Origin of the sequence: Pseudoduganella lurida (assembly GCF_007830455.1) — a bacterium.
Lineage (GTDB): Bacteria > Pseudomonadota > Gammaproteobacteria > Burkholderiales > Burkholderiaceae_D > Rugamonas > Rugamonas lurida.
This window is the reverse complement of sequence record NZ_VLLB01000003.1, coordinates 522,440-543,395: the sequence shown is the minus strand read 5'-3', so window position 1 is coordinate 543,395 and position 20,956 is coordinate 522,440. Positions and strand designations below refer to the sequence as shown.

13 protein-coding genes are annotated in these 20,956 nt (G+C 67.6%); 5 read left to right on the top strand and 8 right to left on the bottom strand.

Going from position 1 to position 20,956, the window contains the following annotated elements; genetic code table 11:
• Window positions 1-4: 4 nt before the first annotated feature.
• From IP91_RS11870 to IP91_RS11855, 4 genes are read right to left on the bottom strand one after another with little or no spacing between them, the layout of a single operon-like run.
• The gene (locus tag IP91_RS11870; protein ID WP_229474274.1) at window positions 5-1,411 is read right to left on the bottom strand and encodes an efflux transporter outer membrane subunit; all 1,407 of its coding nucleotides are present in this window, start codon (window positions 1,409-1,411) and stop codon (window positions 5-7) included.
• 8 nt (window positions 1,412-1,419) lie between these two features.
• Complete coding sequence (locus tag IP91_RS11865; RefSeq protein ID WP_145649162.1) at window positions 1,420-4,677, bottom strand: efflux RND transporter permease subunit; 3,258 nt, start codon at window positions 4,675-4,677, stop codon at window positions 1,420-1,422.
• Complete coding sequence (locus IP91_RS11860; protein ID WP_145649161.1) at window positions 4,674-7,796, bottom strand: efflux RND transporter permease subunit; 3,123 nt, start codon at window positions 7,794-7,796, stop codon at window positions 4,674-4,676. Before IP91_RS11860 ends, IP91_RS11865 begins: the two co-directional genes overlap by 4 nt.
• Window positions 7,793-9,346, bottom strand: coding sequence for an efflux RND transporter periplasmic adaptor subunit (locus IP91_RS11855; protein ID WP_145649160.1), 1,554 nt, complete (start codon window positions 9,344-9,346; stop codon window positions 7,793-7,795). The genes IP91_RS11860 and IP91_RS11855 overlap by 4 nt, the downstream gene beginning before the upstream one ends.
• Window positions 9,347-9,809: 463 nt before the next feature.
• Between IP91_RS11855 and IP91_RS11850 the strand changes: the two genes are divergently transcribed.
• Window positions 9,810-11,201 carry an MFS transporter gene (locus IP91_RS11850; RefSeq protein WP_199754576.1) on the top strand — a complete coding sequence of 464 codons (1,392 nt, stop codon included), beginning with the start codon at window positions 9,810-9,812 and terminating at the stop codon, window positions 11,199-11,201.
• Window positions 11,202-11,297: 96 nt separating this feature from the next.
• A complete protein-coding gene (locus IP91_RS11845; protein ID WP_145649159.1) occupies window positions 11,298-12,809 on the top strand; it encodes a tetratricopeptide repeat protein in 1,512 nt (503 codons plus the stop codon).
• Window positions 12,810-13,079: 270 nt separating this feature from the next.
• Here the strand turns inward: IP91_RS11845 and sppA are convergent, their stop codons facing one another.
• Window positions 13,080-14,969 (bottom strand): signal peptide peptidase SppA, encoded by a 1,890-nt coding sequence (gene sppA / locus IP91_RS11840; protein ID WP_145649158.1) that lies wholly within the window; start codon window positions 14,967-14,969, stop codon window positions 13,080-13,082.
• 36 nt (window positions 14,970-15,005) lie between these two features.
• The gene (locus IP91_RS11835) at window positions 15,006-16,481 is read right to left on the bottom strand and encodes a sodium:solute symporter (RefSeq protein ID WP_145649157.1); all 1,476 of its coding nucleotides are present in this window, start codon (window positions 16,479-16,481) and stop codon (window positions 15,006-15,008) included.
• Window positions 16,482-16,571: 90 nt separating this feature from the next.
• Here IP91_RS11835 and dgt point away from each other — a divergent pair, with 90 nt between their 5' ends.
• Entirely contained in the window at window positions 16,572-17,786 is a 1,215-nt protein-coding gene (gene dgt / locus IP91_RS11830; RefSeq protein WP_145649156.1) for a dGTP triphosphohydrolase, read from the top strand.
• On the top strand, window positions 17,779-18,834 hold the full coding sequence (locus IP91_RS11825; protein ID WP_145649155.1) for an acyl-CoA dehydrogenase family protein: 1,056 nt from the start codon (window positions 17,779-17,781) through the stop codon (window positions 18,832-18,834). The genes dgt and IP91_RS11825 overlap by 8 nt, the downstream gene beginning before the upstream one ends.
• Before the next feature lie 3 nt (window positions 18,835-18,837).
• On the opposite strand, the gene IP91_RS11820 is transcribed toward IP91_RS11825, so the two are convergent.
• The gene (locus IP91_RS11820) at window positions 18,838-20,043 is read right to left on the bottom strand and encodes an MFS transporter (protein WP_145649154.1); all 1,206 of its coding nucleotides are present in this window, start codon (window positions 20,041-20,043) and stop codon (window positions 18,838-18,840) included.
• A gap of 109 nt (window positions 20,044-20,152) precedes the next feature.
• On the opposite strand from IP91_RS11820, the gene IP91_RS11815 reads away from it, so the two are divergent.
• Window positions 20,153-20,368 carry a DUF3820 family protein gene (locus tag IP91_RS11815; RefSeq protein ID WP_145649153.1) on the top strand — a complete coding sequence of 72 codons (216 nt, stop codon included), beginning with the start codon at window positions 20,153-20,155 and terminating at the stop codon, window positions 20,366-20,368.
• Between the two features lie 62 nt (window positions 20,369-20,430).
• Here the strand turns inward: IP91_RS11815 and IP91_RS11810 are convergent, their stop codons facing one another.
• The gene (locus IP91_RS11810; protein ID WP_145649302.1) at window positions 20,431-20,820 is read right to left on the bottom strand and encodes a PPC domain-containing DNA-binding protein; all 390 of its coding nucleotides are present in this window, start codon (window positions 20,818-20,820) and stop codon (window positions 20,431-20,433) included.
• Window positions 20,821-20,956 lie beyond the last annotated feature (136 nt).

Sequence of the window (20,956 nt, the reverse complement as noted above, 5' to 3'; positions counted from 1 at the left end):
CTTTCTACTGCAGCCCGCCCGCGCTCCAGCCGCCACCCAGCGACTGTATCAGAGCTACCGCGGTGGTCTGCCGGTCCGCCTGCACCTGGATCAGCGCGCGGCGCGCCGACAGCGCCGTCACCTGCGCGTTTACGACCTCGGTGTAGTTCACCTGCCCGGCCCGATAACGGTTGATCATCTGCTGTTCGACCTGGTCGGCCGCTTCCGAGGCCTGGCGGCGCAGTTCCTGCTGTGCGGCCAGCGCGCGGGTGGCGGCCAGCTGGTCTTCCACGTCGGCGAAGGCGTTCAGTACCGTCTGGCGGTACTGGGCGATGGTGGCGTCCCGCGCCGCCTTCGTCTGCTCGACACGGGCGGCGATGGCGCCGGCATCGAAGAGCGTCTGCGCAGCGGACAGACCGAGCGACCACAGGTTGTTCGATGCGTTGAACAGGCCGCCCACCGAGCTGCTGCCGTAGCCGTAGGAGGCGGACAGGTTCAGCGAAGGAAAATAGGCGGCGCGGGCGATGCCGATGTTCTCGTTGGCGACGGCCACGCGGCGCTCCGCCGCGGCGATGTCGGGCCGGCGCTGCAGCAGCGTGGACGGCACGCCCAGCGGTACTTCCGGCACGGTCACCGTCCACGGTGCCGGCGCCAGCGAGAATTCCGATGGCGCCTTGCCCAGCAGGACGGCGATGGCGTGTTCGTACACGGCGCGCTGGCGGATCGCCGTCAGCTGGTCGGCGCGGGCACTGGCCAGCTGCGTCTGCGCCTGCAGCAGGTCGGAGCGCGCGGTGACGCCGGCATCGAAGCGGTTCTGCGTGATCTGCAGCACGCGCTCGTAGCCTTCCGTCGTCGTATCGTAGATCTGCTTTTCCACGTCCGCCTGGCGCAGGCCGATGTAGTTGGCCACCAGCTCGCCCTGCGCGGACAGCCGCGCCGACGCCAGTTCCGCGGCACTGGCCTGGGCACTGGCCTGCGCGCCCGTCACGCCGGCGCGCAGCCGGCCCCAGATGTCCGGTTCCCAGCTGCCGCCGATATCGACGCGGTAGTTGTTGGCCGTCTGGCCCGTGCCGCGGCCGCCGGAGCGGGTGCCGCTACCGTCCAGGCTCACGGTCGGGAACAGCGATGCGCGCTGCTCGGCGACCACGGCGCGCGCCTGCGCATACTGGGCGGCGGCCAGCGCCACGTTCTGGTTGTTCACCTCGATGCTGGCGGCCAGCTCGTCGAGCACGGGGTCGCCGAACAGCGTCCACCACGGCCCCCGCTCCAGCGCATCGGCCGGCGCCGCCTGGGTCCAGCCCTGCTGCTCCTTGAACGTGGCCGGCACCGTATTGGCGGCGGACGTGGGCACTTCATACTTCGGGCCGACCGCGCAGCCGGCGCTCAGGGCGGCGATGGCAGCTAATGCAAAGACGTTGTAGCGTAAGTTCATCGATCGTTTCATGGCGTGGTCACGGCCGCGTCCCCGGCATGGGTGCGGCTCAGTTGTTGTTCTTCGGCGCCGCGCGAACGCAGCTTGTCCATCAGGATGTAGACGACCGGCGTGGTCAGCAATGTCAGCAGCTGGCTGGCCACCAGGCCGCCGATGATGGCGATGCCCAGCGGCTGGCGCAGTTCCGAGCCTTCGCCGAAACCGATCGCCAGCGGCAGCGCACCGAGCGCGGCGGCCAGCGTCGTCATCAGGATCGGGCGGAAGCGCAGCAGGCAGGCCTCGCGCACCGCCTCGATGGCGGAGATGCCCCGTGCCCGCTCCGCTTCCAGCGCGAAGTCGATGATCAGGATGGCGTTCTTCTTCACGATCCCGATCAGCAGGAACACGCCGATCAGGGCGATGATGGAAAACTCCATGCGGAACAGCAGCAGCGCCAGCACGGCGCCCACGCCGGCCGACGGCAGGGTCGAGAGCACCGTCACCGGGTGCACCAGGCTTTCGTACAGGATGCCCAGCACGATGTAGATGACGACGATGGCGGCCAGGATCAGCAGAGGCTGCTGCTTGTTCGATTCCTCCGCCTGCTTGGCCTGGCCCGCGTAGCTGCCGCGCACATTGTTCGGCATGGCGATGTCGGCTTCGGCCTGCTTCACGGCGGCCTGCCCTTCGCCCAGGCTCACGCCTTCGGCCAGGTTGAACGAGATCGTCGTCGACAGCTCGCCATCCTCGTGGTTGACGGAGGTGGGCGTGGAACTCTCGGCAAAGCTGGCGATGCCGGACAGGGGCACCATCGGCGCCGCCGCCGTGGACAGCGCGGCACCCGTGGACGTGTCGCGCTGGCCCTGCGCATTGTTGGTGGACGCGTTGGTGCCGCCGGCGGTCGTGCTCACGTCGGTGCCGCTCGTGCTCGTGCTTGTGCTCACCGTGCCGGCCGCCTTGCTCGGCACGTACACGTCGCGCAGCGCTTCCGGGCTCTGCGCATATTGCTGCGCCACTTCCATCACCACCTTGTACTGGTTCAGCTCATCGTAGATCGTGGCGACCTGGCGCTGGCCGAAGGCGTTGTACAGCGCGTTGTCGACATCCTTCACGCTCATGCCCAGCCGCGATGCCGTCTCCTTGTCGATCGTCACGAACGTCTCGACGCCGTTGTCCTGCTGGTCCGTGTCGATGTCGGTGAGTTCCACCTGGTTCTTCATCGCGTCCGCCAGCTTCGACGCCCAGTTCTTCAGGTCCGCCCGGTTATCGCTCTTGAGCGTGTACTGGTAAGTGGAATTGCTGGACCGCCCTCCCATGCGCAGGTCCTGCACGGGATTGAGGAACAGCGACACGCCCGTCACCTTGGCCAGCTGCGGCCGCAGGCGCGCGATCACGGCCTGCCCGGCCTCGGTGCGTTCCGACGCCGGCTTCAGGTTGACGAACATGAAGCCGCCACCGGCCCGCGAGCCGCCCGTGAAGCCGACGACGGTGTCGACTGCCGGATCCTTGCGGATGATGTCCACCAGTTGCCGCAGCTTCTGCTGCATGGCCTGGAACGAAATGCTCTGGTCGGCCCGCATGCCGCCCTGGATCTGGCCCGTGTCCTGCTGCGGGAAGAAGCCCTTCGGCGCGGCGGCGAACAGGAACACGTTCAGGCCAATGACGAACACGAGGATCAGCATCACCAGCCAGACGCTGTGCAGCGCCCAGTCCAGCGCGTGCTCGTAGACCCGCTGCATCCACAGGAACGAGCGTTCGAACGCGCGCGAGATGCGGCCGGGCGGCTTGCGGTCCTTTTCGGACTTGAGCAGCCAGGCGCACATCATCGGCGTGGTGGTCAGCGAGATGACGAGCGAGATCATCACGGCGGCCGACAGCGTGACGGCGAACTCGCGGAACAGCCGGCCCACCTGGCCGCCCATGAACAGCAGCGGAATGAACACGGCCACCAGCGACAGGCTGATCGACAGCACGGTGAAGCCCACTTCGCGGGCGCCCAGCAGCGCGGCCTTGAAGCGGTCCATGCCCTCCTCCACGTGGCGCGCCGTGTTTTCCAGCACAACAATGGCATCGTCGACCACGAAGCCGGTGGCCACCGTCAGCGCCATCAGCGACAGGTTGTTCAGCGAGAAGCCCAACATATACATCACGCCGAAGGTGCCCAGCAGCGAGACGATGGTGGCGATCGCCGGGATGATCGTGGCGACGGCGCTGCGCAGGAACGCGCTGACCACCAGCACCACCAGGACCACGGAGATCACCAGCGTGGCCTCGATCTCGTGCAGCGACGAGCGGATCGAGTTGGTGCTATCCGAGGCGACGGAGACCGTGATGTCCTGCGGCAGCTGCTCGCGCAGTTGCGGCAGCAGCGCGCGCACGCTGTCCACCGTCTCGATGATGTTGGCGCCCGGCTGGCGCGTGATCAGCACGATCACGGCCGGCTGGCCATTGAACAGGCCGAGCGTGTTCTTGTTTTCCGGCCCGTCCTCCACGGTGGCCACGTCGCGCAGGCGGATCGCGGCGTTGTTGCGCCAGGCGACCACCAGGTCGCGGTAGTCGGCGGCGCTGCGCCCGCCCGTCGCCGTGCTCGGCGCCGAGTAGATCTGCAGGCGGCGCCCTTCGCCTTCCAGCGCGCCGCGCGGCCGGTTGGCGTTGGTGGCCTGGATGGCGGCGCGCACGTCTTCCGTCGACACGCCGTACTGGTTCAGCTGGTAGGGCAGCAGCTCCACGCGCACGGCGGGCAGCGAGCCGCCGCCGATCTCCACGTCGCCCACGCCCTTCACCTGCGCCAGCTTCTGCGACACGATGTTCGACACGGCCTCGTACACCTGGCCCGGCGTGCGGGTGGGCGACGTGAGCGCCAGGATGATCACTGGCGCATCGGACGGATTCATCTTGCGGTAGGTCGGATTGCTCTTCAGCGTGGCCGGCAGGTCGGCGCGCGAGGCATTGATGGCCGCCTGCACTTCGCGCGCGGCCGCATCGATATTGCGGTTCAGGTCGAACTGCAGGTTGACGCGCGCCGAGCCGCTGGACGAGCTGGACGTCATCTCGTTGACGCCGGCGATCACGCCCAGCCTTCGCTCCAGCGGCGTGGCGACGCTGCTGGCCATCGTGTCGGGACTGGCGCCCGGCAGGCTGGCGCTCACCGAGATGGCGGGGAAATCGACCTGCGGCAGCGGCGACACGGGCAGCACGAAGAACGCGGCAATGCCGGCCAGCGCCAGGCCGATCGTCAGCAGGACGGTGGCGATGGGACGGCGGACGAACGGTTCGGACAGGTTCACGACACGGCTCCGTCGGCGCTGTGACGTGGATCCTGGTCGCCTGCGCGCTGGTCAGGTTTCCTGCCGAAGCGCTGACCCAGGCGGTCGAAGGCGAGATAGATCACCGGCGTCGTGTACAGCGTCAGCAGCTGACTTACCAGCAGGCCGCCGAAGATGGCCAGGCCCAGCGGCCGGCGCAGCTCGGCGCCCTCGCCGAAGCCCAGCATCAGCGGCACGGCGGCAAACAGCGCCGCCAAGGTCGTCATCAGGATCGGCCGGAAGCGCAGCAGCGCCGCCTGGTGGATCGCTTCCTGCGGCGGCTTGCCGCCATCGCGTTCGGCCTCGATGGCGAAGTCGATCATCATGATGGCGTTCTTCTTCACGATACCAATGAGAAGGATGATGCCGATGATGCCGATCACGCCCAGGTCCTGGCCGAACACCATCAGCGCCAGCAGCGCGCCGACGCCGGCCGAGGGCAGCGTGGACAGGATCGTCAGCGGATGGATATAGCTTTCATACAGCACGCCCAGCACGATGTACACGCAGACCACCGCTGCCAGGATCAGCCACAGCTGGTTGGTCAGCGACGCCTGGTAGGCGCCCGCCGCACCGAGGAAGGTCAGCGTGACGGCACCGGGCAGCTTGATCTCGTCTGCCGCCTCGCGGATCGATTCCACGGCGCGGCCCAGCGACACGCCATCGGCCGTATCGAAGCCGAGCGTGGTGGCCGGATACTGCGCCACGTGCGTGATCTGCAGCGGCGCCGGCTTCTCGACGATCTCGGCGACGGCCGACAGCGGCGTGGGCCTGCCGCCGCCGGTGCGGATCTGCAGGTCGCCCAGCGACTGCGGCGTGGTCAGCAGGCCCGGGGCCGATTCGAGGATCACGCGGTACTGGTTGGTCTCCGTGAAGATGGTGGAGACGATGCGCTGGCCGAATGCGCTGTACAGCGCATCGTCGATGGCCGACGCCGTGATGGATAAACGAGAAGCAGTGTCGCGGTCGATATTGACGTAGGCTGCGGCACCGGTGGCCCCGGCATCGGATACCACGTTGCGCAGCTGCGCCTTCTTCGCCATCTGCGTGGCCAGCTTGTTGGCCCACTCGGTGACGGTGGCCGTGTCGGCGCCTTCGATCGATACGCGGAACTGCGTGGGACCCGTCTCCGCATCGATCGTCAGGTCCTGGGTCGGCTGCAGGTAGATGCGCACGCCGGCGACGTTGGCGACGCGCTGCCGCAGCCGCTCCATGATCTCCGGCTGGTCGCCGCGATCGTGCTTCAGGTTGATCAGCATGCTGCCCGTGTGGAGCATCGTGTTGTTGGCCGCATCCACGCCGACGAGGGAGCTGAGCGACTGCACGTCCGGATCCTTCAGGATCTCGCGCGCCGCCTGCTGCTGCAGCTCGGCCATGCGGTCGTACGATACGGCCTGCGCCGTTTCGATGCGGGCCTGCAGCTGGCCCGTGTCCTGCGTGGGGAACAAGCCTTTCGGGATCAGCATGTACAGCACGGCGGTCAGCACCAGCGTGGCCAATGCGACGACCAGCGTCAGCCCCTGGCGCAGCAGCACCCACTGCAGCGAGCGGTCGTAGTGGCCGATCACCCAGTCGAAGAAGTGCTGCACCCGGCCGCCGAAGCTGTTCGGCTTGTCGTCATGGTGCGACTTGAGCCAGCGGCCGGACATCATCGGCACCAGCGTCAGCGACACCACGGCGGAGATCAGGATCGTGATCGACAGCGTGACGGCGAATTCGCGGAACAGGCGCCCCACCACGTCGCCCATGAACAGCAGCGGGATCAGCACGGCGATCAGCGACACGGTCAGCGAGATGATGGTGAAGCCGATCTGGCTGGCGCCCTTCAGCGCGGCAGCCATCGGCGTTTCGCCCTCCTCGATATAGCGCGCGATGTTCTCGATCATGACGATCGCATCGTCGACCACGAAGCCGGTGGCGATCGTGAGCGCCATCAGCGACAGGTTGTTCAGGCTGTAGCCCATCAGGTACATCACGCCGCAGGTGCCGATCAGCGAGATCGGCACGGACAGGCTGGCGATGACGGTCGCCCGCACATCGTGCAGGAACAGGAAGATCACCAGCACCACCATCAGCACGGCCAGCACCAGTTCGATCTCCACGTGTTCGACGGAAGCGCGGATGCCGGTGGTGCGGTCGCTCAGCACGTCGACGCGCAGCGCGCTGGGCAGGCCGGCCTGCAGCTCGGGCAGGCGTGCCTTGATGGCGTCCACCGTGGCGATCACGTTGGCGCCCGGCTGGCGCTGCACGTTCAGGATGATGGCCGGCTTCATGTTGGCCCAGGCGCCCAGCTTGATGTTCTCGGCGCTGTCGACGACCTTCGCCACGTCGGTGAGACGCACCGGTGCGCCGTTCTTGTAGGCGACGATCAGGCTCTGGTAATCGGCGGCGGTCAGCAACTGGTCGTTCGCGTTGATGGTGAACGAGCGCGTAGGGCCGTCGAACGAGCCCTTGGCGCTGTTGGCGTTGGCGTTCGTGATGGCGGTGCGCAGCGTGTCGAGACCGAGGCCGTAGCTGGCCAGTGCCAGCGTGTCGGCCTGGATGCGCACGGCGGGCCGCTGGCCACCCGAGAGGGAGACCAGGCCCACGCCGGTGACCTGGCTGATCTTCAGGGCCAGGCGCGTGTTGACGATGTTCTGCACTTCCGTCAGCGGCATCGTGTCGGACGTGATGGCCAGCGTCAGCACGGGCGCATCGGCCGGATTGACCTTGGCGTAGACGGGCGGCGCCGGCAGATCCGTGGGCAGCAGCGAGCCGCCCGCGTTGATCGCGGCCTGCACTTCCTGCTCGGCCACGTCGAGCGTCTGGCCCAGGCCGAACTGCAGCGTGATGATGGAGACGCCGGCGGCGCTGGTGGAGCTCATGCGCTGCAGGCCGGACATCTGGCCGAACTGGCGTTCCAGCGGCGCGGTCACCGTCTGCGCCATCACTTCCGGACTGGCGCCTGGATACAGCGTCTGCACCTGGATGGTGGGGAAATCGACTTGCGGCAATGCGGACAGCGGCAGCAGCTTGAAGCCCACCAGGCCCGCCAGCACGATCGCCAGCATCAGCAGCGACGTGGCGACGGGGCGGCGGATGAATGGTGTCGATGGACTCATCGTGCGGCTGCCGGCTGTTCGGTGGTGCGACCCACGCCCGGCGCGGTGCTGCGGCCATCGGCGGCGCTTGGCGCGCTGTGGCCGCCGCCTTCAGGCATCTCGCGTTCCGGCGTGCTGCCATCCGTGCGGTGGCGGCGCATCTTCGACGCGTCGGTGGCAACGGCGCCCGGTGCGACATCGGGGGTTGCGGCCGGCGCGGTGTTCGCACCGGTCGGCGGACCGCTTTGCGCGGTGGCGGAATCGCTGGCGCCCTGGCCGGCCTGTCCCCGCCTGTGCTGGCCGCGTGCGCCCTGGCCGCCCGCCTTCGGCTTGTCGCCCGGCAGGACGACGGCCGCGCCATCCTTCAGGCGGTCGGCGCCTTCCGTGATGACCTTCTCGCCCACCTTCAGGCCGGTGGCGATCTGCACCTTGTCGACCGTCGCCTGGCCGCGCGTGACCGTGCGCATCGACACGGTGCGGTCGTTGTTCAGTACCCAGACGAAGTCGCCCGTGCTGCCATGGCGGAGGGCCGTGACCGGCACCAGCACGGCATTCTGGATGGTGCGCATTTCCAGGCGCACGTTGACGAACTGGCTGGGGAACAGCGTCATCCTGTCGTTGTCGAAGCGGGCCTTGGCCATCACGGTGCCGGTGGCCGTGTCGACCTGGTTGTCCAGCGCGGCGAAGCGGCCGGTCGCCAGTACATCGGTGCGGGTGCGGTCGTAGGCCTGCGCGGCAAGCGAGGCGCCGGTGGCCACGCGGCCCATGATGTCCGGCACGCGGTCCTGCGGGATGGCGAATTCGACGTCGATCGGCGACTGCTGCGTGATGACCGCCAGGCCGTTGGTATCACCCGAGGTGACGAGGTTGCCCACGTCGACCACGCGCAGGCCCACGCGGCCGGTAATCGGCGCCACTACTTTCGTGTAACCCAGGTTCAGGCGCGCCGTGCCTTCGGCCGCGCGGTCCGTCATCACGGTGCCTTCCAGCTGCTTGACCAGCGCGGCCTGCGTGTCGACATCCTGGCGGGCGATCGAGTCCTGCGTGAGCAGCGTGCGGTAGCGTTCCAGCGTGAGGCGGGCGTTCTCCAGTTGCGCCTCGTCGCGTTGCCGCTGGCCGGTGGCCTGCAGCAGCGCCATCTCGAACTGGCGCGGATCGATCTGCGCCAGCACCTGGCCGGCCTTGACCAGCTGCCCTTCCTTGAACAGCACCTTCTGCAGGATGCCCGAGACCTGCGGACGCACGGTGGTCGTTGCCGCCGCCGTGACGGTGCCGAGCGCATCGAGCGTGACGGGCAGGTTCGCCGTTTCCGCCGTGGCCACGCCGACCGTCGTCGCACCGCGCCGGCCGCCGCCCGGACCGCCGGGACCGCCGCCACCGCCAGGACCGCCCGGTCCGCCGGGGCCGCCCATGCCGGGTCCGCCAGCTCCTTCCGCGGCGGGACGGTGCGTCAGGTGCCAGGCCAGCCAGCCGAGGGCGACCATGGCAAGAAGGGCAATGACGGTTCCGATGAGACGGGTACGGCGGCGGGGCTTGGAGGGCGAAGTCGGGGGCGCTACTGGCGATGTCATCGCTTGGTCCTTATATTTTGTTCAATAGAGTAACGATTTTTATCAAAACGACTCTATCACAGCGAAATGCACGACCGGTGCCGGTTTGCCTGCTTTTACAGGCAGAAACAATAGGTTACGTGCGCCCACGACCGCGCCGGCGGTCCGTACCGCCTGAACTGGCGCGGCCCACGGCGCATCCCGTTGCCCCGCTCGATCACCCTGCCCGATACAAACTCGCTACAAATTTCCTTCGCCCTCGCACTCATCGCCACAGCCGAGCTCGTGTCCCACCATGGGGTCAGGCGTAGTGACACGAGCTGATCACTAGCGCTGGGTGGATTCACAACACATTGTTTTCATTGGCTTTTCGCGCCGCTTTCTGGCTACGGCTGAGTGCGTGTCACTACGCCTGACCCCACAGGGTGACACGAGCTCGGCCGTAGGCGCGGATTGCGGGGGCGACCTATAATTCCGGTTTTGCATGACGAAAGTCCCCATGACGCCGCAGGAACTCGAACAACAGGACGGCCTGCCGCCGGGGCCGCGGGGCTGGGCGATGCTGGCGATCGCGCTCGGCGTGGGCATGGCGTCGCTGGACACGGCGATCGCGAACACAGCGCTGCCGGGCATCGCGGCGCAGTTGCACGCGACGCCGGCCGAGTCGGTGTGGATCATCAACGTCTACCAGCTGGCGATGGTGGCCACGCTGCTGCCGCTGGCGGCGCTGGGCGAAGTCGTCGGCTACAAGCGCGTGGCCGTGTGGGGACTGGCCCTGTTTACGATTGCATCGCTGGGCTGCGCGCTGGCGTGGTCGCTGCCCAGCCTGATCGCGGCGCGGCTGCTGCAGGGCGTGGGCGGCGCGGCGCTGATGGGCGTGAACACGGCCCTGCTGCGCGCGGTGTTCCCGGCCAAGATGATCGGACGGGGCTTCGGCTTCAACTCCCTCGTCGTGGCGGTGGCGTTTGCCATCGGGCCGACGACGGCCTCGCTGATCCTGGCGTCGGCCTCCTGGGAATGGCTGTTCGGGATCAACGTCATCCCCGGCATCTTCGCCTTCTTCGTGGCGCGGCGCTTCCTGCCGGCGACGAAGCTGTCCGGCCACCGCATCGACCGGCTTGCGAGCCTGTACAACGTGGGCGCGTTTGCGCTGCTGATCCTGTTCCTGGGCGATTGCGCCCACCTGGAGAGCTGGGAGCGCCTGGTGCCGGAGGCCCTAGCCGCAGCCGTGCTGTTCGCGCTGCTGCTGCGGCGCGAGGCCGGCCACCCGGCGCCGCTGCTGCCGGTGGACCTGTTCCGCCGTCCCCTCTTCGCGCTGTCGTCGCTCACGTCGATCTGCACCTTCGCAACGCAATCGCTGGCCTTCGTGTCGCTGCCATTCTATTTCGAGACGACGCTGGGCCGCTCGCCCATCGAGACGGGCTTCCTGATGACGCCATGGGCCGTAATGGTGGCGATCATGGCGCCCGTGGCGGGACGCCTGTCCGACCGCTACGCCCCCGGCCTGCTGGGCGGCATCGGGCTGGCGCTGCTGTCGGCCGGCATGGTGGCGATGCTGAAGCTGCCCCTCGCCGCCGATGCGTTCGACATCGGCTGGCGCATGGCGCTGTGCGGCATGGGCTTCGGCTTCTTCCAGGCCCCCAACCTGAAGGCGATCATGACGAGCGCCCCACCGGGACGGGCCGGCGGCGCCAGCGGCGTGGTGGCCATCTCGCGGCTGCTGGGCCAGGGCGGCGGTGCGGCACTCGTGGCCTACTGCTTCACCGCGTCGAGCGCACATGGCGCCAGTTATGCGCTGGCCGCCGGCGCCGCCTTCGCGGCCGTGGCCAGCATCGCCAGCTTCTCGCGGCTGGCCGTCGCGCAGCCGGCGTTCTGAAGCACTCACCGCGCTGATTTTTTCGATGCGCACACATTCCTGATACATTGCCCGGATATAACTAGAATTTTAGTACCAGGGCAATCAGGAGACGCCATGCTCGCATTGAACCGTATCGCCGGAACGCTGGTCCTGCCCGCGCTCCTGCTGTTGCAGCCCGCCAGCGCGCAGCAGCAGGAAGCCCAGGCCGCCACGCCATCGGTCACCGTCTCTGGCAAGCGCCAGGCCGCCGATGCCAGCGAATTCCTCGCCGCCAGGAGCAGGGTCCTGGGACGCAAGTACGCCTCGTCCTGCAACTTCATGTCGGCCTATAACCCGAACGAGGACGACATCGTGCTGAACTACATGCGCGACTTCAACCTGCGGGCAGATGGCGCCAACCCCATCGCCAGCGCCGGCGCGCCCGGCCCCGAAGTGCTGCGCGACTCGTCTCCCTATGGCGACGCCGAGTCGGGTGCCTACAACACCATGCCGGGCACCGGCGCCCCCGCGGAGACGGCTGCTGTCGATCCGATGGCGCCCGCCGTCAAGTGCTCCGGTGCCGACCGTGCCTTCGCCGCCGGCCGCAACTACATCGCGCGCAAGGACAAGACGCTCGACCAGGCCATCGCCGCCTACGAAAAGGGCGATTACAAGGAGGCGATGGCGAAGTTCAGGGAGAACTACAACAAGCTGGGCTACGACATCTCCGCCCTGATGATCGGCAAGATGACGCTGCAGGGACTGGGCACGCCGGCCGACACCACGCAGGCCGTCACCTGGCTGCGCAAGGTCACCGATGCACGCTTCTCGCCGAGCGACCGGATGAAGTTCGATCCGCGCGATCCATCGGCCATGAGCGAACGCGCCGAGGCGGCGATGCTGCTGGCAAAACTGCACCTGGCCGGCGCCGGCGTGCGCAAGGATGCCCGCGCCGCCCGCGAATTCTACGAGCTCGCAGCGGACGCCGGCTACGTGCCCGCCACCAGCATGCTGGGCCTGGGCTACCTGTCCGGCTTTGCCGGCGAGCGGAATCCATCGAAGGCGGTGAAGTACCTGAAGGAAGCCGCGGAGGCCGGGTACGTGCCGGCCATGTACCAGCTGGGCAGGGCCTACTACACGGGCGAGGATGGCGTGACGAAGGACCTGAAGCTGGCCGGCGCCTGGTTCGCCGCCGCGGCAAAACAGGGTCACGCGGGCGCGCAGTATGCGGCGGGCAGGATGTACGACCTGGGCGAAAGCGTGGCACCGGACCAGCAGCGCGCCATCGCCTTCTACAAGGACGCCGCCGTGAAAGGCGTGCCGGCCGCGCAGAACGCGCTGGCCACCTACTTCTATACGGGCGAAATCGTCGAGAAGAACCCGGCCACCGCGCGCAAACTGTTCAACGCCGCCGCGATGGGCGGCCAGCGGGATGCGATGTTCAACCTGGCCGTGATGACCAGCACCGGCGAAGGCGGCCCGAAGGACCTGTCGATGGCCTACGTGTGGTACAGCCTCGCCCAGGCCAGCGGCCATCCGAATGCCGGCGCCGCACTGAAGGAAGTAGCGCCGCGGCTGTCGAAGGAGGACCTGGCAAAGGCCGATGCGATCCTGAAGCCGGCGGCGAGGACGGCACTAACGAAGTAGTGTGGACCGCGCCGCCCCGTCTTGCATTCGGCACCACCGCCGGTGAAGGCCTGGCTTCTGGCACCCTCCTCGCCCGGTCTTTATCGAGACCGCAGGCTGTTCCCGAGGAAGGTGCCAGACACCGGTGTTGGCCTGCCGCTCGAGGCGCTTGAAGAGGCGATTCCTCTCGCAACAAACCGGTGACTGACCCCTTCCTCCGGCACAGCCAACGATGCCGGCAAAGGACTGGCCGAGGAAGATGCCAGACACCAGCGAAGGGCCGTCGGCAGCTTATTCCGCCGGGGTACACATGCAGTGCGTGAGGACCGTGAACGGCTTCCTTTGCGCGGCCATCTCGTTCAGCCAGTTGATCTCGCCAACCACCTGCCCCGCCACGCCGAGCGGAATGCCGGTCGGTGCCAGCACCGCCTTTGCCTGGCGTGCCACGGCCTTGTCGACCATCGCGTCGATCGAGGCCATCGCAGTCGAGCCGCCGAAGAATTCGATCAGCTTGTCGAACTTGGACGATTCGCGTTCGATGTAGACCACGCGCGCATCGGTGCCCAGCTTGCCGCGGCGGGCGGCGGCGCGCAGCGCGTCGCCGAAGCTGCCCAAGGTGTCGACCAGTCCCCGTTCCTGCGCCTGCGCACCGGTCCAGACGCGGCCCTGCGCCACCGCATCGATCTTCTCCGGCGTGGTCTTGCGGGCCTGCGCGGCCTTGCGCGTGAACTCGCCGTACACGTGGTCGATCGACGACTGCATCACCTGCGCGAAGCGCGGATCGAGCGGGCGCGTTGGGTCGCCTGCATCGCCCAGCCACGTGGTCGGTGCGCCGCCGCTGTGGATGCCCACCTTGTCGAGCGCCTTGTCGACGGTCGGGATCAGCGCGAACACGCCGATCGAACCCGTGATCGTGGACGGATCGGCGATCACCTCGTCGGAGGCCATCGAGATCCAGTAGCCACCCGATGCCGCCAGGTTGCCCATCGAGACGACGACGGGCTTGCCGGCCGCGCGCGTGAGTTCCAGCTCGCGGCGGATCAGCTCCGAACCGAACGCGCTGCCGCCGGGCGAATCGACGCGCAGCACGATGGCCTTGATGCTGCTGTCCTCGCGCGCCATGCGGATCAGGTTCGACGTCGACAGGCCGCCGATCGAGCCGGGGGCCGCGACGCCGTCGCCGATCTCGCCGACCGCCATCACGACGCCGATCGCATCGCCCGTCAGCGCGGGGCGCAGCCGCGCCAGGTACTCGTCATAGCTCACCTGGCGGAACGACTTGCCTTCCGTGTCCAGCGAACCGCGCTTCATCATCAGCGTGCGGATCTCGTCGCGCGTCTTCAGGCCATCCACGAGCTTGATGCCGACGGCCAGCCTGGCCAGGTCGCCACCGTTCTGCTGCATCAGCGCCGGCAGGTTGTCGATGCCGCGCGCGATAGTCCCGGCGGGGAGCTTGCGGACCGTCTCCACATCCGTCAGGTAGCGCTGCCACAGGTCGTTGTTCAGGTAGGCCTCGGCCTCCAGCGCGGCGGGCGACGGGCCGTTGGCGATGAACGGTTCGGCGGCGCTCTTGAAGGTACCCACGCGCAGCAGGTTGACAGTCACGCCCAGCTTGTCCAGCGCATCCCGGTAGTAAGTGCGGTACTTGCCGTAACCATCCAGCATCACGCCGCCCATCGGGTGCAGGTACACCTCGCTGGCGTGCGCGGCGATCTGGTACTGGCGCTGGTTGTAGCTGGAACCCCAGGCCACCACTTTCTTGCCGGTGGCGCGGAAGCGGTCCAGCGCACCGGCGATCTCGCGCTGCATGGCCGGCCCGCCGCCATCGAGCTCGTCGAGCAGCAGCACGGCGCCGCCGATCTGCGGATCGCGGCCGGCATTGTCCAGCACCTTCAGCACGTCGCGCAGCTGCACGAAGCGGCGGCCGTCCTCGTCGCCGATATTGGCCAGCGCGGCCAGCTTGGCGCCGCCCGGCGTCTGTTCGACCAGCTGGCCGCGCAGGTTCAGCACCAGCATCGTCTTCTCGCCCAGCGGCTTGACGCCGCCGCCGAAGATCGCCACCAGCAGCGCGATCACGATCGCCAGGAAGATCAGGTTCATGACGGCACGGCGGCTTCCATCGATGAAGCGCCACACCCGGCCGAAGCCGCCGCGCACATAGGAAAAAGCGGATCGCGACACAAGCTACTCCTTGTCAATATGAATACCGAGACTGTATCAGAGCGCGGGCGCCGCGGCGGCTCCGCTGCCATGCTGTTGCGGCGTGGAGACCAGCCACAACCCGATGAACACGAACAGGCCGTTCACCACCAGCAGCTCCAGGCCCAGCCGGTAGCTGCCGAAGAACAGCCCCTGCCAGTGCTCCAGCAGCGCGCACAGCACCGGGCCGGCCACCGCGATGCACGGCACCCAGCCATCCTTCACGGCGCGGCGCGTGACGAGGCCGAAGGCGAACAGGCCGAGCAGCGGGCCGTAGGTGTAGCCGGCCAGCTTCAGGATCACGCCGATCATGCTGGGGCTGTCGATCCACTTGAACACCATCACCAGCAGCAGGAACAGCGCGCAGAACGCCAGGTGCACGCGGTGGCGCCAGCGCACCTGCTGCGCCTCGGGAAGCGCACGCCGCTGCACGCCCAGCAGGTCGATGCAGACGGAGGACGTGAGCGCCGTGATGGCGCCATCCGCACTGGGAAACAGGGCCGACACCAGCGCGATGAAGAAGATCAGCTGCATCGCCGCCGGCAGGTGCTCGACGACGATCGTGGGGAACAGCTTGTCGCCCGTGGCCGTGATGCCGGCCTGGGCCGCGTACAGGTGCAGCAGGCCACCCAGGAACAGGAACAGTGCCAGCACGAAGACGAGGATGAACGTCAGCAGCAGCATGTTCTTCTGCGCCCCGGCCAGCGTACGCACGGAGATATTCTTCTGCATCGATTCCTGGTCCATGCCCGTCATGGCGATGGTGATGAAGGCGCCGGCCACGATCTGCTTCCACAGGTAGCCGGGGCTGTCGACATTGAAGTCGAAGACCCGCGCCAGGCCGGCCGACTCCATCTGCGCCAGGCTGTCCGGCACGGAGAGCCCCAGCGTGTGCAGCAGGAACCACACGCAGGTGCCCAGGCCCAGCAGCATGCCGGTGGTCTGCAGCGTGTCGGTCCAGACGATCGTCTTCACGCCGCCCTCGTAGGTGTACAGCGCGATCATCAGCAGGATGATGCAATTGGTGACCCAGAACGGCATGCCGAGGCGGTCCAGGATGGTCGCCTGCAGGATGTTCACGACCAGGTACAGCCGCGCGGTGGCGCCCAGCGTGCGCGAGAGGAGGAAGAACGTCGCGCCGCTCTGGTAGGAACGGCGGCCCAGGCGCACGTCCAGGTAATGGTAGATGGACGTGAGCTGCAGCCGGTAATACAGCGGCAGCAGTACATATGTCACCGCCAGGTAGCCCAGCACGTAGCCGATGGTGATCTGCAGGTAGCCGAAGCCGTTCTGTCCCACCGCGCCGGGCACGCTGATGAAGGTGACGCCGGAGAGCGTGGTGCCGATCATGCCGAACGCCACCAGCACCCAGTTCGAGCGCTTGTTCCCGATGAAGAAGCTGGCATTGTCCGCATTGCGGGAGGTGCCCCACGCCACGGCGAGCAGCAGCCCGAAGTAGGCAAAGACGACGAAGAAAAGCAAGGCTGGCGACATGGTGCATCCGGTGCGAAGTTGAATCCGGCAGCAATATACTCTCAGCGGCGCGGGTCGGCTAGAATCGCACCGTCCACAGGGAATCCCATCATGTACTCCGCCACCACCAAAGAGTTCGCCCGCGCGCAGGAAGCGCTGGTGCTGCCGCTCGAATACCGCGTCCACGCGCAGCAGGACGGCCGCGAGGGCCGCGAGGAATGCATGCGCGATTACGCGCGCGTGCTGTATTCCTCGTCGTTCCGCCGGCTGCAGGGCAAGATGCAGCTGCTGGGCGTCGATGCCAGCAACTTCAACCGCAACCGCCTGACGCACAGCCTGGAAGTGGCGCAGATCGCCCGCTCCATCGCGGCAGACCTGGGCCTGGAGCGCAGCGTGGTGGCCGAGACGAGCGCGCTGGCGCACGACCTGGGCAATCCGCCCTTCGGCCACCACGGCGAGCGCATCCTCGATGAACTGGGTACGCAGTTCGGCGGCTTCGAGGGCAATGCGCAGGCATTCCGCATCCTGCGCACACTGGAAAAAAAGCATCACGCGTACGCGGGCCTGAACCTGACGGTGCGCACGCTGGCCGGCATCACCAAGTATTTCTACCGCCGCGACCAGAATCCGAAGAAATTCCTGTACGACGACGATTACGCCTTCCTGACGGCGGAACTGGACCGGCACGGCATCACGTCCCGCAAGAGCATCGACGCGCAGATCATGGACCTGTCCGACGAGATCGCGTACGCGGCGCACGACCTGGAAGACGCAATGAGCTTCGGCATCATCACCTGGGGCGAGATCCTGCACGAGTTCCGCATCAGCCGCGAGTTCGCCGCCGCCTTCGAGCCGTTCTCGCGCATCGCGCACGGCGCGCACGAGGAGGCGCTGAAGTCGGAAGCGCAGGCCAGCTCGGAGGAGTACTCGATCGTGCTGCGCAAGGAGATGACGTCGCAGATCGTCCACGAACTGTGCCGCGACATCGATGTGGTCGACGGCAAGTTCGGGCCGCAGCTGGGCTACCGGTCGATGGCATCGCTGGCCACCGGCCTGAAAAGCCTGCTGTGGAAGGCGATCCTGCGCAAGAAGGATGTGCAGCTGTACGAAAAACGGGGCGAGAAAATCATCCGCGGCCTGTTCGAGGTGCTCACGGACCGCCGCTACAACCGCGACAATGTGCTGCTGCCGCCGGAACTGCGCTGCCTGCAGGACCCGCGCGAACGGCTGGTGCTGGACTATATCGCCGGCATGATGGACGTGAACGCGGCGGCCGAATACGAAAAATACTTCGGCAAGGGCAGCCTGGAACGCATCTATGATTGAGCTCGACGAAGGAGCGTTGGCCGCGGCCGATGCGGCGGGCTGGCTGCATCCCTCGCATCAGGCGCTGGTGCACCAGCAGGACTGGCTGCGCATGCTGGCGCCCCGCGCCGTCGGGGGTGGCGAGCTGCCGCTGCCGGAAGTCGTGCGGCTGGAAGAACGCATCGCCGCGGCGGACGGCAGCCTGGGCTGGGTCGTCACGCTGTGCGCCGGCGCCGGCTGGTTTGCCGGCTTCCTCGATCCGGCCCTGGCCCGCGAGATCCTGGCCACGCCGAATGTCTGCATCGCCGGCAGCGGCGCCCCGACCGGTTACGCCAATGTGCAGGATGACGGCTTCGCGATCACGGGCCGCTGGGAGTACGCCAGCGGTGCGCCGATGGCCACGCATTTCACGCTCAACGCCATCCTGCGCGCGGATGGCGAAGTGCTGCGCGATGACGAAGGCCAGCCAAGCATCCGCGCCTTCATCGTGCCGGCTGCGCTGGTCACGCACGAAGCCTCGTGGGGGACGACCGGCATGCGCGCCTCCGCCTCGCATGCTTACCACTTGCATGGTGCGCGCGTGCCGGCCAGCCACGGCTTCGCCATCGATGCGGCGCACGCCACGGCGGACGGACCGCTGTACCGCTTTCCGTTCATGGCGCTCGCGTATGTGACGCTGGCCGCGAACCTGCTCGGCATGGCCGGCCGCTTCGTCGCGCTGGCGCTGCCGCTGATGGCGCAACGGCGCCAGCACAGCACCGGTGTGCCCGTGATCGAGGTAGCCTCTGTCGCAAGGTTGGTGGAGAATCTGCAGACCACGCTGGCCACAGACCGTGCCGCGTTCTACGCCGCCCTCGACCAGGGCTGGGAGGACGTGCTGTGCGAAACGCCGCCCGATGCGGCGGCGCTGAAGGACACTTCGCTAAGACTCGTCGCTACCTGCCGCGCCGCCGTCGATTGCCTGTATCCTTACTGCGGACTGCAGGCGGCGCGCGACGACACGGCCATCAACCGCGTGTGGCGCGACTTTCACACGGCCACCCAGCACCTGCTGCTGTTGCCGGACTGAGCCTCAGTGCGCCACCACGTGCACCGGCTTCGCTGCCGTGGCAGGCCGTGGGTCGAGGCGGTCGAGCCGGCCGCTGAAGGCCGTCAGGCCGTACGCGCCCAGCACCACCAGGCCGCCGATCCAGCCCGTGTGCACCAGGCCCAGATGCTCGACGATGGCGCCGCCGCCCCAGGCGCCGCCGGCGATGCCGAGGTTGAACGCGGCGATGTTCAGGCCGGACGCCACGTCCACCGCGCGGGGCGTGTAGTGCTCCGCCTGCTGCACCACGTACACCTGCAGGCCCGCCACGTTGCCGAAGGCGACCGCGCCCCACAGCAGCACCGTGAGCACCACCAGCCACGGATGCGGCGCGGTGAACGTGAGTGTCACCAGCACGGCGGCCAGGCCCAGGAAGATGATCTTCAGCGCGGCGATGGGACCACGGCGGTCGGCCAGCCGGCCGCCCCAGATATTCCCTACTGCGACGGACACGCCGTACACCAGCATCACGAGGCCGATGGCGCTCTCGCCGAAGCCGGACACGCGCTGCAGGATCGGCGCCAGGAACGTGAAGGCGGTGAACGAGCCGCCGTAGCCGACGGCCGTCATCGCATACACCAGCAGCAGCCGCGGCTGGCCGAGCACCTGCAATTGCGCCAGCAGCGATGCCGGCGGGGCATGGGGAATCGTCTTCGGCACGAACAGCAGGCTGCCCAGGAAGGCGATCACACCGAGCGCGGACACGGCCAGGAACGTTTCGCGCCAGCCGAAGTGCTGGCCGATGAAGGTGCCGAGCGGGACGCCCGTCACCAGCGCCACCGTCAGGCCGGTGAACATGATGGCGATGGCGCTGGCCGCCTTCTCCTTCGGCACCAGCGAGGTGGCGATGGTGGAGCCGATCGAGAAGAACACGCCGTGTGCGAGCCCCGTGAGGATGCGCGCCGCGATCAGCGAGGTGTAGCCGGGCGCCTGCCAGGCCAGCAGGTTCCCGGCAGTGAACAGCACCATCAGTGCCAGCAGCAGCAGCTTGCGGGGCACCCTGCCGGTCAGCGCCGTCAGCACGGGCGCGCCGACCGCCACGCCGAGGGCGTACAGGCTGACGAGCAGGCCGGCGGATGGCAGCGTAACCTGCAGGTCGGCGGCAATGGTCGGCAGCAGGCCGACGATGACGAATTCGGTGGTGCCGATGGCGAAGGCGCTGATCGTCAGCGCCAGCAGGGCGATGGGCATGGCTGCTCCTGTTAAAGTCGAGCGGTGCAGTATCCGGGAAGTCGATGCCCGGAAAAAGCCGTCCTCAGGCAGAAGATCTTTGACTCCACCGCAACAATCATCACCGATCATGAACAGCGAAGCACTCGGCAAACTCCTCCTCCTCGACATGCCCTACGGTAAATACAAGGGCCGCAAGCTGGCCGACCTGCCCGGCCACTACCTGGGCTGGATGGCGCGCGAAGGATTCCCGCGCGGCGAACTGGGTGCGTTGCTGGCCCTGATGTACGAGCTCGACCACAACAACCTGCGCGGCCTGCTCGATCCGCTGCGCGCCCGGCGCTAGCGGGCCCGGATCGCCCGTTCGGGATCGCCGTTAGCGGCGCCGTGCTCTCGGGTGAACGCGTGCTAGCGGGCCCGGATCGCCAGCTCGGGATAGCCGGTCGCGGGGTCGTGCTCTCTGGTGAACGCGTGGCCGGGTAGCGTGGCGGCCAGCAGCTCTGCCGTCGTGCGCACGATGCAGCCCGGCGCCACGTGGCCGCCCAGCACCAATCCGTCCGCATCCGAGACGGACATGTGCAGGTGCGCGCCGTCTGCCGAGACGGAGCCGGCAATCGTCAGGATCTCGTAGTCGCCCCGGAATTCGTCCGCCTGCGGCCGGCCGGCGAAGCGCAGGCGCACCACCGACAGCGAGCCGATGCCCTGCAGCACGAAGGCGGCGTCCTGCCCCGCCAGCGCGGTTTCGATGGCGCCGCGCAGGTCGTCGCCCGGCAGCAGGCGGAGGGGGAAGGCTTGCATCGTCATGGTGACCTCGGCGGAAAAATTTGTAGGAATGGAGGAAGTCGATTTTACCCTTGTGTCGGCCGGGAACGCTCTGCGTTTGCAGGGCAACGCAGAATGAAGAATTGTAAGATGGCGCTACTGTCGTGTTACT